Origin of the sequence: Salegentibacter tibetensis (assembly GCF_020164485.1) — a bacterium.
Lineage (GTDB): Bacteria > Bacteroidota > Bacteroidia > Flavobacteriales > Flavobacteriaceae > Salegentibacter > Salegentibacter tibetensis.
Genome location: NZ_JAIQZA010000023.1, coordinates 1 through 12,240 on the forward strand (window position 1 = coordinate 1; position 12,240 = coordinate 12,240).

A 12,240-nucleotide genomic window follows, 5' to 3' on the forward strand; every position below is an offset into this window, starting at 1 on the left:
TCATCGCTAAATACTTGGGGACGCTACTAAAAAGTATGTCCTTCTCTTTCCTTTAGCTATACCTCCCAAAATCAGCCCAGGATCCTCAAAAGATGACCGCTCGCGACAAGAAATTGCATACAACGTCCCGTATAAAAACTGTGCCGCTGGCGAGCTTGATTGTCCGCAGGACAATCCGTTAAGTAAGCGAGCACGGAGGTTCGATTTGAGACCGATTTAAGCATTGTTTTTATATAATGTTGGCAACTGGCTTTATTTCAGGGTCTTTATCGATTTATTAAAAAGTTCTTTATCAGCTGGAGAAACATTTAAATAACCAATAAACTCTTCACCTACCTTTATTTCTTTCCAAAAAAGACCATTGCCCTGTTGCCCGTAAACAACGGTATCTTTATTCTTATTCAAAAGATCAAATCCTTGCCAACCTATAGTCTCATAGTTCTTGAAATTTGGAGTTGCGATAGCATCATCATTAGTATAATAAATTATTGAAGAGTCCGCATAAACAATCTTAAATCCGTGTCCGTGCCCTCCAAATTCCTGATATACTTTCTTTTCGTTTTCCTCAAGATCAGGTACTTGAATCGTGTAGGTTTTTCTAACTCCAGTATCTTCAGGTTTAAAAATTATTCTTTCTTTTTCCAATCCGTTATTTAGGCTTACACAGCCAATAATGGTCAAAAAAATTGTTGCGAATATAATATGATGTCTTTTCATTTGTTTTTCAGCTTGTTGCCAACGTCTCGTATAAAAACTGTGCGAGCTGGGGAGCGTGATTGTCCGCAGGACAATCCGCTGAGCACGCGAGCACTATGTTTCGATTCAAGTTTGGTTTTAGCATTGTTTTTATATGTTGTTGTGCAACGTTTTTTATCTGTCTCCTTTTTTACTGTCGACTATTTCCCTCATTTCGTGGAATTGGAAAAAATTTGTGCTATCAAAGTCTTCAAGTTTTTTCCAATCTATCCAGCCAATTTTAGTCTCTGTATCAAATTCTCCTAATAAACCGTCGAATAATTGGTAGACCGCGTTTTTAGCTCTTGGACTGCCATCGTAATTCCGAATATATAATTCAACTCCTATCTTTTCACCTTCATCAGCATATTTGAAAAAGATGTCCGAGTAGCTGAGTGAAAAATCATCAAATTCTATTTTTAATTCGTCCCCAGGAATTCTTTGTCTAAAGGCTTTTATTTTCCAGTTCGTAATTTTAGGAGCAGATTCTACCAACTTGATAACATTAGGAAAAAATTCCTGCATTCCATCAGCAGAAATGGTCAGTTCTCGTATCCCTTTTTCGTTTAACGGACTAAATTCGAATGTCAGCTCTGGATGAACTTTATGAAGTTGTTTTAAGAGTTCGTCAAATAGTTTCTCCCTTTCTGTTATGTCATCCACATCCCGATAATAACTTTGTTCATTTTTTTGAAACCATTCCCAAAATTTTTCTTCATTATTTTTACCCGAAAAAAAACTTATTACCATGAGAATTGAAATTAAAATTTTTGTAGTCATATTTCCTTAATGTTGCACAACGTCCCATATAAAAACTGTGCGCGGGCGGGCTTGATTTTCCGTTAGGAAAATCAGGCGCAGCAAGCAAGCACAGACTTTTGAATTGAGACAGGTTTTAGCATTGTTTTTATATTTTGTTGTAGCACGTTTTTGTACGTCCTTTAAAATCACTAATGGTCTTTAACATATTGGCTCCATCCTCAAAATTCACCACCATTCCCAGTGAGATTTATGATTTGAAATAGTGATTTTTGTTTTCGCCCCTTGTTCAATACAAATTTCCTTATTTGCTCGAATGTAGGAAGGTGAGAATTGAGAGAGTAAATTTTTCATTGGCTCGGAATAATCCTGGTGATCCCCAAGTAGATTATAGAAATTAAAATAAGGCTGCAAGTTTAATTCTAAAGTATCGTTAGGTTTGACACTAAACTCAGTTCTATCTATTGAACTTAAAAAATGGATGGTATCAGTTCTTGTAGTCTCATTAATAATCCAGGAAAAATTCGACTTTACCTCCTCTTTGTCATTTAAAAAAATCTTCTTAGGCTCACTATCGTTGTTAATCGCCTTCAATTGTAAACTTAATCTCAAATCAGTATGGCTTCGAACCAGAAAAGTATCTTGCACGGTATTCCAAACAGAAATTTCTTCTAAAACAAAATAAAGATTTTCTCTGTTACAGTCTTGGTCTCTAATATTTACCTGGTCCGATATGTCGATTTCTTCAATATAAGTCACATTTTTTCCACAACCGCAAAGAAAAAGCAGAAAGCCTACAAATAGTATTCTATTAATGAATGAGTAATCCTCCATATTAAAAATCGAATTTAAGCATGATTAAAATATCGTAGTTCGAATTCTGACTAACGTCAAAATTAATTATTATTTGTTCCAATCCTTTTGGTGGTCGGCTCTAACCAACTTTTAAGGTCTTTTTTTATGAAAAAAATCCAGAAATTTGACGTTAGCCTAAGAAATTAATGGAGTTTCTTCATGTGGGGAATGTGCTACAACGTTATGTGTAAATGCTGTGGCCCCTTTTCAGGCTAATATTTTGGGCCATGGCATTTACATAGTGTTGTATGCTTTTTTGGTTATCTGCCTTAAGATAAGTAAAAAAGGGACTGTTGATTGGAGCGGCCAAAATTAAAAGTCATTTTTTGGGGTCCGTGCCCCGTTTCCATTGTGTTTTAGATCCCCATCTAAACATCTGTGGAATAAGGGGAGGGCTTTCCAATGGTTCGTATAGCTAAGGGAAAATTAAGGGATTTGACCTATAGACTCTTTCAGTCAGGTCAACTACCTTAACCGCAAGTATTTGTAACGTGATAACGTTTGGATAGTCGGAAAAGACTCTCCACGATCTCATCGCCACATACTTGGGGACGCTACCAAAAGGTATGTCCTTCTTTCCCCTAGCTGTACACCTCTCAAAGTAAGCCCAGGATCCGCAAAAAAAGACCATTCGCTACAAGCAATTGCATACAACGTCTCGTATAAAAACTGTGCTGCTTACAGGCAATGATTTCCCGTTAGAAAATCAGGCAAAACAAGTAAGCACAAAGTTTCGAGTTGAGACCAAATTAAGCATTGTTTTTATATTTTGTTGTGAAAAGTGTTTATTCCCGCTACTTATATTTTTTTGAGTGTTGCTTGCGAAACGCCACCCCGGTAGGGGGAATTCCGCGTACCGCTTCCGCCCTGCTCCGCTCTGATTGGAAAGCTTTTTGCGCAATGATTGCGAACTGCTTGGAAGTCCGCTTTTAGATTTTTTTGAGGGATTTCCTTTTAAAAATCAATCTCATCTTTAAAAGATCGACCCCACATTTTTCACAACGTACGTATAAATGCAGTATTACATTTATATCTATTATGTCTTTACTCCAGCTAATCTAGCGGATTTTTGATCTTTAAAAAAATATTAGTGGCCACGTGAGTGTAAATTTCGGTAGTCTTGGTGCTTCTATGCCCCAGGAGTACCTGAATATACCGTAAATCGGTTCCACTCTCTAACAAGTGGGTTGCAAATGAATGCCGTAACATATGTGGTGTAACTCTCTTTTTAATATTTGCTTTTTTTGCGGCATTTTTTACTATACAGGAAACACTTTCGCCACTATAAGATTTCCTGCCGGGTCCTTCAAATAAAAATTTCGTTGGCCGCCATTCCAGGAAATATTTTCGTAGATCCCTAAGGAGTTTTTCACTTAGAATAGTAAACCTATCCTTATTTCCTTTTCCAGCACTTACTTTAATGACCATCCTTTTGCTATCAATATCTTCCAGCTTTAAGTTTAAGAGCTCCTTTCTTCTTAAACCGGCTGAATAAAGCAGGCCTACTATACACCGGTGTTTAATATTATTGGTATTCTCAATAATAGCCATTATTTCTTCTTTTGCCAGTACCTTGGGAAGTTTCTCAATTGGTCTTGGACGTTCTATGGCATAAAACCTATTGGGCATTTCCAGTACTACCTCATAATAGAATTTAATAGCATTGATAGCCTGGTTTATATAAGAATGCGAGAAATCGTCCCGTATCAATTTCTGAAGGTACATTCTTATATCTTCTTCATTTAGGTCCTGTATTTCTCGATCATTATAATGGTTGATAAAAGTTTCAAAGCAAGAAACGTAGGTTCTTATGGTACTATTGGCGTATCGCTTTAATTCTAACTTCCTTAGGTAGCTTTTAGGGCAGTATCGCCGGCCACTTAATTTTTCCCTATTTTCCAACTGCTGCACCTCAACGGGGTTTTCCTGGCGGCCGAAACTAGCCCTGGAATAGAAATGATTACAATTTATCCAGGCCACTCCACGGAAGGTCCTAAAAATAAGCTCCAGGTTTTTTGGTGTGTTTGAAATATAATTCATTCGAAATTTCTCACTCCATTTTATATCGGGTAAGTCATTTACCATCGCTTGCACTACTTTATCCGTAAAGAATTTTAATCCAATACACTTCTCCTTTTCAATGATTAAATTCTTTAATGTAATGTATTTCCTGTCCATACGGTCTGGTCATTTATTATATATAAATGTAAACAGACTAAAACCCTAAAACGTTTATTATCCGTATATTATACGACTAAAACGGCTTTATAGTTATGGAGATTAAAAAATATTGCCTGGCCTGTAATAAAGAATTAGAAGGTAGACCAGATAAAAAATTCTGTGACCCCTATTGTAAAAGTGCCTGGCATTACAAAAAAACCAAAGAAGGAGCTTCCGGATTTTATGCAAAAGTAGATCGCCAGTTAAAAGCCAATAGAAGAATTCTAAAAAGCTTTAATAAAGCGGGAAAAGCAACGGTTAGGGCTGCAATACTAATAGAACAGGGTTTCGATCCCAACTTTTTTACGCATTTTTGGAAAAATAAAAATGGCGATGTATATCTCTTCATCTATGAATTCGGTTTCCTAAGTAGAATTGAAAACGGAAGAAAAAAATATATTCTTGTTACCTGGCAGGCTTATATGGAAAAAAGCAAAATTCCATAAACCGATCTAATACGACTGAGTGTTCTCAAAATATTTATTTAAACCTATTCTCCAATTTTCACTCGAAAAAAAAGAAAAACATGGCTTCGCCGCCGTCAATCACATTGATGCTCTTTAAATCAGCAATGAGTTGTCTATTTTCATACTCCCTCGTAAAATTGCTATAAAAATTCTACCGGGCTTATTTTTATTTTTCCTGGAAAATTTCCAAAAAAAATTGAAATCATGACGCTTAAAAAGAGTCCGATTTAGGTTTCAGTAAAAAATGCTTTTAATTGTAATAGTGTAGGGACTCCAAATTTAAAAATTATCAGGCCTCCGGTTTAAATGTTCGCTTATAGTTATTAACAATATATTAAGAAGAAAAATAAGAATTAGATAAAATTGTGCAATCTACTACCCCATTCAGCACTTTTGCCTTTTGTACCTCCAGGCTTTAGAGCTTCATTCTACAACAACCGGACACAAGCGAAAAACCGCCACCTCCCATTCCACTTTTTCCGCACAAATAGCGGAAACGCTTCACTCCCGGTTATGGTTTTCCACTTAAGTCCTATAAAGGATTTCATAATTAATTTAATTCTGCTTCCTGCTCCTTCCCTACTCTTCCATTTCCCTATTTGAAGTATTCCCAGCCTTCACTGCCACAACCTTTTTCTGTAATGCAAAATACTGCATAAAGCCGGTCCCTGCTCCCTATTTATAAGTCCTCCCTAATTCTAAATCTTGAAAGTATATCAGCTTCAAAAAGGAGTAATAGGGAAAAATTAGAAGGTTTTAAAACGGATTATAAACTTCATGATCGTAATTCATTTTATAGAATTCTCAATTATTCTTCCAATTCTCTATCGTCAATTTCAAAGATTTTCTTTTTCAATCTTAAAAAACAGGATTCATTTTTTATCCATCAAAAGCGCTATTAAATTCAATTTAATAGTTGAAATTTTTGTCCCTGTGGGACGAAAAGGTAAAGCAAGAGGGTAACCCGCAAAGCGATGTTACAGATACCTTTTCTATTTTATTTATTTGATTATCAGTAATTTGAAAATAACAGAAATATTTTAAAATTATGGATTTACTGGTTTTGGGCTCGAAACCCCAATAAAATGGTTGAAAAAACCAGTAAACCTTAAAAATTGTGAATTATGAAAGAGGTTAAGAACATCACCATCGAAAAGAAAACGGCTGAACGCTTTCAGCAATTTTCCAGAACACATTACAAAACACATTCGGAGGCATTAGCCGGGATGCTGGATTTTTTCTTCTACAATGAGATTTCCCCAAAAGAAAACTTCGGGCCCACCGGAAGACGGATTGAAAATATTTTAAAGAAAAGAATCAATGCAGTGATCGCCATAACGAAGAATATGGAGAAGAATAAAGTAAACCCCACTTTAGCCATTTTGGAAGCTTTGATGGAAGCTGCAGATCCAAAAAATAACTACTCCAATAGAAAAAGAGATTACGAGCAGGATGACACCCATCCTGATTTTTATAAATAATTATCCGGTTAAAACTTCAGTTTTTTTATTCCGGTCCTCTCTATCCCAATGCCTTCCCTTTTGCTGCGAAAGCAACAAGCTTTGAAATTAACCGGAGCGCATAAACCGGCAGGCTATTTATAGCTCCTCTATAATTTCAAAGCTTGAAGATACAGTGGCATCAAAAAGGAATGCGAAGGCGCTGAAAGAAGTAAATGAAATGAAGGATCAAAAATCTTCATTCTTCGCTACTTTTTGCTCCTTTTTGACGTTAAAAAGGAAAATGCTCCAGATGAAAAAAGTAAATGCCTGAAATAGCCTTAATTAAAAATGTTGCTTTTTGATGCTATTTAAAATGTTAGCGTGTAATTTTTAATTTTAGAACTATCAAATTCACACAAATAGCATCAAAATTAATGTTACTAAAAAAACCACTCTCAACTACTTTATAATCAATTTATTACTTATTTTTAAAGAGATGAATTACAGTAGTTTTTAAAGTGCTTAAATGTCCATTTTTGTTTGACTTCGCAGACATAAGCATATAAATAATAAAAACCTTTTTGGGTTTCTTGCCTGGTAAACCACTTGTTGGTTAAGCTAAGCTTGTACGAGATTTTTGCCCCTGGAGCAATTTTCTGAAAAAAAGCTGCCAGAAGGTGAAAAATTAAGTAATGGTGATTTTAAAAATAACAATAGATAATAAACTAATACAATTATGAAAGAAAGCACCCATCCATTTATGGTCAGTATGCATTCCCTGGAAGCTAAGATTGAACAGCTCACCAGGGAATTCAGGATCAGGCAGATCAAGGATCCCTGTCTCATCCTTCTGGATAATGCTGATTTTATCCAGCTATTTAAAATAAGTGCGAAAACAGCTCAAAACTGGCGGGAAGAAGGGCTGATTGAATATGCACAGGTGAAAGGAAAGATCTACTACAGCCTCAAGGATATCCAGTCGTTTATAAATCGTCACCGAAAAAACAGGAAATATGCTAAACCTTAAGTAAGATGACTTCGGAAATCTCAGTTCCCATCCAGCTATTTATTGAAGCACAGCACAAAGGCTGTGCTAGAAAGCTTCAGTTCTTTTTATCCTTAAAGCTCCTCTACAGGTGCGGAAAGGCGAAACTGGACGATGGGGAACTTTTATTTTTAGAACTCACGGAAGAGATCGGTTCCCGGAAAACTATCTTGAAGTATGTAGACTTCCTGGTAAAAAAGGGATGGCTGCGATACAATTCCAGAACAGGCTATTACATCATCAAATCCTTTGACAGGATACGAAAAGAGAACAATTGGGAGGCAAGATTTTCATTCCCGGTGGATTTTGATTCCTATAGAAACATTAAGGCAATTACAGGAGCAATTATTTATGGATACCTCCATAAAGATTTCTGGAGAAAAGTAAGGAGAAAGAAAAGCGTACAGATAAAAGGCAGTACCTATCATTTTCTATCCCCTCACTTTAATTATAAAGAAGCACCTGCTCCGTTATCTGTCCTTGGGATCTGTAGGATATTTCAAATTTCACCATCCACTGCTTCCAGGCTTAAAGATGCTGCCCAAAAGCAAAAATTGCTTGAGGTCAAAAAGAATTATGGGGCCACAATACCCAGTAAAAAAGCTATGGAGCTGTGTTTAGACTACAATGATAAGAGAAACAATATTGTCTTTTACCAGGGAAATTACCGATTCCAGTTAATTGATACTATTTTACCTCTTTTTCTTTTTAAAAAGCGGAAAAAACTGAAAACATAAAGGAAAGGTTTATAGGAAAAATAAAAAAAACTTTTTGGCCAAAGTTTGATCTTGTTTAGGCGCGATAGCGCGTTTGTTTATTTTTCGCAGTTCACCGTACCGGAACTATTTCAGCATAAGTGCACAGCTTATTGCCTACTTGTTTACCACTTGTCCATTTTTTGGACTAGTTAAGACGAATCGTTTTATCCTTAGATAGATTGTCAGGTTAGCTCAGGCAATGAACCGGTTTGAAATCGTGTTCAAGCCTTTCCCCAAAAATTTTTAGATCCTAAACGGTCCTTCAGAACAGCCATATCATCACTGACCTTTCGATCTAAAATCTTTGCATAGTGCTGGGTAGTCTGCAGATTTTTGTGCCCCAACATCTTACTAACACTCTCTATAGGGACTCCATTAGAGAGCGTAACAGTAGTGGCAAAGGTATGTCTGGCCAGGTGGAAAGTTAGATTTTTATTAATGCCGCAGAGATCCGCTATTTCTTTGATATAAGCATTCATTTTTTGATTACTTAAAACCGGAAGTAATCTCTTCTCACTGACTTCAGGATGTGATGAATATTTCTGCAAAATATCTTCGGCCACAGGAAGAATTGGAACGCTACATCTGGTTTTAGTCTTTGTTCTCTTTGTTTTAATCCATCTGTTCCCATCAAAACCAATCACCACTTCTTTTTCTGAAAGTTTTTTTACCTCTGCATAACTAAGTCCTGTGAAACAACTGAACGTAAAAATATCTTTAACCAAACCTAGCCGCTCGTTCTTAATTTCTTTGGATATCAAAGCCTGAAGTTCACCTTCTGTTAGAAACTCCCGGTCTACCACTTTTAATTTACCCTTCCAGTTCTGAAATGGATCCCTGCTAATCCACTCATTGGTAAAAGCAATTCGGATTATTTTTTTAAAATTTGTTATGTATTTAATCGCTGAATTATGCGCACAATTTCTTTCTGTTTTTAAATAATATTCAAACCCGGTAATAAATTTGTGATTTACATCTTTTACGGGAATATCAGAAGCTTTGTACTCCTGCTTTATATATTCTTCAACGTGCTTTTTAGCCGTTCTATACCTTTCGGCTGTTCCGGCGGCAAAATCTTTCCCTACCAGTCTATTCACACGATCATTGTGTTCCTGAAAGATCTCTAAAAGCATCCTTTCCTGATCCTCTTTTTTCTTATTTTTTCCAAGGTAAATATCTATTACATCCTTAGAGGAAAAAATTTCTCCTTTGTCCACAAGTCGCTGATGCGCATTATAAATATCATTCTCAACTTTACTGAGAAATCTATTAATGGCTTTAGCCTGAGCCGAATTTCCAATTGCTTTACCGGAAGCCGGGTTCCATAGTGTGAGTGGGACTTCCCGTCCTGTTGTAGTAACAGCTCGTTTACCATTTACTGTTATTCTGAAATATAATATTCCAGAATCCGTTTTAGTTTTACTTTTTCTCAAGTAAAAGAGGTGGGAAAATGTTGTATTCATAACCATATAGATTTTATTAGACAGTTCAAGATACAACATAATCCCTTTATATTTAGGTCATTAAGTTTTATTTTGTAGGATTTATATTACTTTGGTTACACCTAATTTACGATTACCAGGTGTAACCGAATGTGTAACCGAATAGATTGATTTGTTTTGTTATTTTTTGATATAGTGAAGACAAAAAAAGCCCCAAAACCATAGATTTTGGGGCTTTTTGAGCTATTTTGTAATGTAATTGGCGGAGGAAGAGGGATTCGAACCCCCGGACCTGTTACAGTCAACAGTTTTCAAGACTGCCGCATTCGACCACTCTGCCATTCCTCCAATAAAATACTAAGCTTTTCTGCTTAGCGGATGCAAATATAACAAGCTTTTTCAAATACACCCAATCTTTTCTATAAGTTTTTCAAAGCTTTTTGCACTCGATTAATTTTCAGACTCTTCAGCATAACTTTTTTATCAGAAAAATTTAAAATATCTTTCGGATTACTGAAAAACACTATATCAATGCAAAAAACTTCTTTATTACTATTATTAATCTCAGTGATTTTTACAAATCTAAACGCACAGGAAAAAGAATACCGTGAACTTATGGAACAGGATTGGGCCGAACTTAAAAAATATAAAGCCGAAAATGAAAAAATAATCGATACCAAAAACTATCCCGATGTTGTCTTTATGGGGAATTCAATTACCGAAGGCTGGGTAAAGGCACAACCAGAATTTTTCAAAAATAATAATTATGAAGGCCGAGGAATTAGTGGCCAAACTACCCCGCAGATGCTAATACGCTTTATGCCCGATGTTATAAATCTTCAACCAAAAGCAGTGGTGATACTAGCAGGTACTAATGATATAGCGGGGAATACCGGATTTTCTTCCGTAGAAATGATTACAAATAATATTCAGGCGATGGCTCAATTGGCCAAAGCAAATAATATTAAGGTCATCCTCGCCAGTATTCTACCCGTCTACGATTATCCATGGCGCCCTGGATTAGAACCGGTTGAAAAAATAGCTAAAATCAATAACTGGATTGAAAATTATGCAGCAAAAAACGCTCATACATACCTCGATCTTTTTACTCCACTAAAAGATGAAAAAGAAGGCCTACCAAAACGATTTTCGGAAGACGGAGTTCATCCCAATTTGGCCGGATATGAAGTTATGGCTTCACCTACAAAAAGAGCCATAGATAATACATTGCTTGAATAGTAAAGAAATCCTTGCAGACTTCTCTGAAATTTAATCCGAAACTGCTATCTTGCTGCGACTTTAATAAAAACTTCGAAGATATTTGACGAAGTATTAAATAAATAAACTATGAAAAAAATGCTTTTCGTGGCACTTACCGCCGTAATGGTGGCTTGTGGCACACAAAAAAATGTTGAAAATGCCAGTCCTATGGAGTATGCTGAAACCATAACTTCATCTGAGTTAAGAGATAATCTTACCACTTTTTCCAGTGACGAGTACGAAGGCCGAAATACCGGAGAGCCAGGACAGAAAAAAGCCGCTGAATTTATCGTTAATGAATATAAAAAACTAGGTATAAAAGCTCCAGAAGGGACAGACGGTTACTACCAGATAATTCCTACTGAATACTTTGACGGAAAACTTAATGCTTCAGAAAATGTACTTGGTTTCATAGAAGGAAGTGAAAAACCTGAAGAAATATTGGTAATTACTTCTCATTATGACCACGTGGGTGTTGATGATGAAGGAAATATTTATAACGGTGCCGATGATGGTGGCTCTGGACCAATGGCGATCCTGGAAATCGCTGAAGCCTTTATGAAAGCTAAAAAAGACGGTTACACTCCAAAGAGATCAATTCTTTTTATTCATTTAACCGGTGAGGAAAAAGGTCTTTTAGGTTCTAAATATTATGTTGAAAACCCTGTATTTCCTTTAGAGAATACCGTTGCCAACCTTAATATGGATATGATTGGCCGTATAGATAAAGACCACGAAGGGAACGACAACTATGTTTACCTGATTGGAAGTGATAAATTAAGCACAGATCTTCACGAACTTAGTGAAAACGTAAATTCAAAGTTTATGAATATGGAGCTGGATTATACTTATAATGATGAAAATGACCCAAATCGTTTTTATTACCGAAGTGACCACTACAACTTCGCAAAAAATAATATCCCGGTGATTTTTTACTTTAATGGAGTTCACCCGGATTATCACAAACCGACTGATACTGCTGAAAAAATTGAGTATGAAGCCCTAATGAAAAGAGCTCAATTGGTTTTCCTTACCGCCTGGGAAATCGCTAACCGCGATGAAAGACTGGTAGTAGATAAAGCTGAAGAATAAATTTTCTTTCGTCAAGCTGTTTCAGACTTTATCCCGAATTTACTTCGGGATTCTAACATGTTTTTATTATCAATATCTTAGGTCTCCGACCAAATTTCGGAGCAAGCTCTGAAATAAATTCAGGATGAAGCTGTAAAATTTAAAAATAGCTAAACTTTCAAGGAC

11 protein-coding genes and 1 tRNA gene are annotated in these 12,240 nt (G+C 36.0%); 6 read left to right on the forward strand and 6 right to left on the reverse strand.

Going from position 1 to position 12,240, the window contains the following annotated elements; genetic code table 11:
- Positions 1 to 252: 252 nt before the first annotated feature.
- The 4 genes from LB467_RS12350 to xerA all read right to left on the reverse strand — a co-directional run bounded on the left by LB467_RS12350 (position 253) and on the right by xerA (position 4,527).
- Positions 253 to 717, reverse strand: coding sequence for a hypothetical protein (locus tag LB467_RS12350; RefSeq protein WP_224474350.1), 465 nt, complete (start codon positions 715 to 717; stop codon positions 253 to 255).
- 153 nt (positions 718 to 870) lie between these two features.
- Positions 871 to 1,485, reverse strand: coding sequence for a hypothetical protein (locus tag LB467_RS12355; protein WP_224474351.1), 615 nt, complete (start codon positions 1,483 to 1,485; stop codon positions 871 to 873).
- A 237-nt stretch (positions 1,486 to 1,722) separates the two neighbouring features.
- Positions 1,723 to 2,328, reverse strand: a complete 606-nt coding sequence (locus tag LB467_RS12360) for a hypothetical protein (RefSeq protein WP_224474352.1) — start codon at positions 2,326 to 2,328, stop codon at positions 1,723 to 1,725.
- A gap of 1,074 nt (positions 2,329 to 3,402) precedes the next feature.
- Complete coding sequence (gene xerA, locus LB467_RS12365) at positions 3,403 to 4,527, reverse strand: site-specific tyrosine recombinase/integron integrase (RefSeq protein WP_224474353.1); 1,125 nt, start codon at positions 4,525 to 4,527, stop codon at positions 3,403 to 3,405.
- Positions 4,528 to 4,622: 95 nt separating this feature from the next.
- Between xerA and LB467_RS12370 the strand changes: the two genes are divergently transcribed.
- The 4 genes from LB467_RS12370 (at position 4,623) to LB467_RS12385 (ending at position 8,260) form a co-directional block, all read left to right on the forward strand.
- Positions 4,623 to 5,015 (forward strand): hypothetical protein, encoded by a 393-nt coding sequence (locus LB467_RS12370; RefSeq protein ID WP_224474354.1) that lies wholly within the window; start codon positions 4,623 to 4,625, stop codon positions 5,013 to 5,015.
- Positions 5,016 to 6,160: 1,145 nt separating this feature from the next.
- Positions 6,161 to 6,517: a BfmA/BtgA family mobilization protein gene (locus LB467_RS12375; RefSeq protein ID WP_224474355.1), complete on the forward strand. Its 357-nt coding sequence runs from the start codon at positions 6,161 to 6,163 to the stop codon at positions 6,515 to 6,517.
- A 697-nt stretch (positions 6,518 to 7,214) separates the two neighbouring features.
- A complete protein-coding gene (locus tag LB467_RS12380) occupies positions 7,215 to 7,505 on the forward strand; it encodes a helix-turn-helix domain-containing protein (protein ID WP_224474356.1) in 291 nt (96 codons plus the stop codon).
- Positions 7,506 to 7,510: 5 nt separating this feature from the next.
- On the forward strand, positions 7,511 to 8,260 hold the full coding sequence (locus LB467_RS12385; protein WP_224474357.1) for a hypothetical protein: 750 nt from the start codon (positions 7,511 to 7,513) through the stop codon (positions 8,258 to 8,260).
- Positions 8,261 to 8,502: 242 nt separating this feature from the next.
- Here LB467_RS12385 and LB467_RS12390 read toward each other — a convergent pair whose 3' ends face one another.
- Both LB467_RS12390 and LB467_RS12395 read right to left on the reverse strand, forming a co-directional pair.
- The gene (locus tag LB467_RS12390; RefSeq protein ID WP_224474358.1) at positions 8,503 to 9,744 is read right to left on the reverse strand and encodes a site-specific integrase; all 1,242 of its coding nucleotides are present in this window, start codon (positions 9,742 to 9,744) and stop codon (positions 8,503 to 8,505) included.
- A 239-nt stretch (positions 9,745 to 9,983) separates the two neighbouring features.
- Positions 9,984 to 10,071 (reverse strand) — tRNA-Ser (locus tag LB467_RS12395).
- A gap of 183 nt (positions 10,072 to 10,254) precedes the next feature.
- Between LB467_RS12395 and LB467_RS12400 the strand changes: the two genes are divergently transcribed.
- Positions 10,255 to 10,962, forward strand: coding sequence for an SGNH/GDSL hydrolase family protein (locus LB467_RS12400; protein ID WP_224474359.1), 708 nt, complete (start codon positions 10,255 to 10,257; stop codon positions 10,960 to 10,962).
- A 108-nt stretch (positions 10,963 to 11,070) separates the two neighbouring features.
- Positions 11,071 to 12,075, forward strand: a complete 1,005-nt coding sequence (locus LB467_RS12405) for a M28 family metallopeptidase (RefSeq protein ID WP_224474360.1) — start codon at positions 11,071 to 11,073, stop codon at positions 12,073 to 12,075.
- The last annotated feature ends 165 nt before the right edge of the window (positions 12,076 to 12,240 follow it).

Excerpts from the sequence above, each read along its gene's own strand:
- LB467_RS12350 (WP_224474350.1), bottom strand. The coding sequence starts at position 717 with ATGAAAAGACATCATATTATATTCGCAACAATTTTTTTGACCATTATT.
- LB467_RS12355 (WP_224474351.1), bottom strand. The coding sequence starts at position 1,485 with ATGGTAATAAGTTTTTTTTCGGGTAAAAATAATGAAGAAAAATTTTGG.
- LB467_RS12360 (WP_224474352.1), bottom strand. The coding sequence starts at position 2,328 with ATGGAGGATTACTCATTCATTAATAGAATACTATTTGTAGGCTTTCTG.
- xerA (WP_224474353.1), bottom strand. The coding sequence starts at position 4,527 with ATGGACAGGAAATACATTACATTAAAGAATTTAATCATTGAAAAGGAG.
- LB467_RS12370 (WP_224474354.1), top strand. The coding sequence starts at position 4,623 with ATGGAGATTAAAAAATATTGCCTGGCCTGTAATAAAGAATTAGAAGGT.
- LB467_RS12375 (WP_224474355.1), top strand. The coding sequence starts at position 6,161 with ATGAAAGAGGTTAAGAACATCACCATCGAAAAGAAAACGGCTGAACGC.
- LB467_RS12380 (WP_224474356.1), top strand. The coding sequence starts at position 7,215 with ATGAAAGAAAGCACCCATCCATTTATGGTCAGTATGCATTCCCTGGAA.
- LB467_RS12385 (WP_224474357.1), top strand. The coding sequence starts at position 7,511 with ATGACTTCGGAAATCTCAGTTCCCATCCAGCTATTTATTGAAGCACAG.
- LB467_RS12390 (WP_224474358.1), bottom strand. The coding sequence starts at position 9,744 with ATGAATACAACATTTTCCCACCTCTTTTACTTGAGAAAAAGTAAAACT.
- LB467_RS12400 (WP_224474359.1), top strand. The coding sequence starts at position 10,255 with ATGCAAAAAACTTCTTTATTACTATTATTAATCTCAGTGATTTTTACA.
- LB467_RS12405 (WP_224474360.1), top strand. The coding sequence starts at position 11,071 with ATGAAAAAAATGCTTTTCGTGGCACTTACCGCCGTAATGGTGGCTTGT.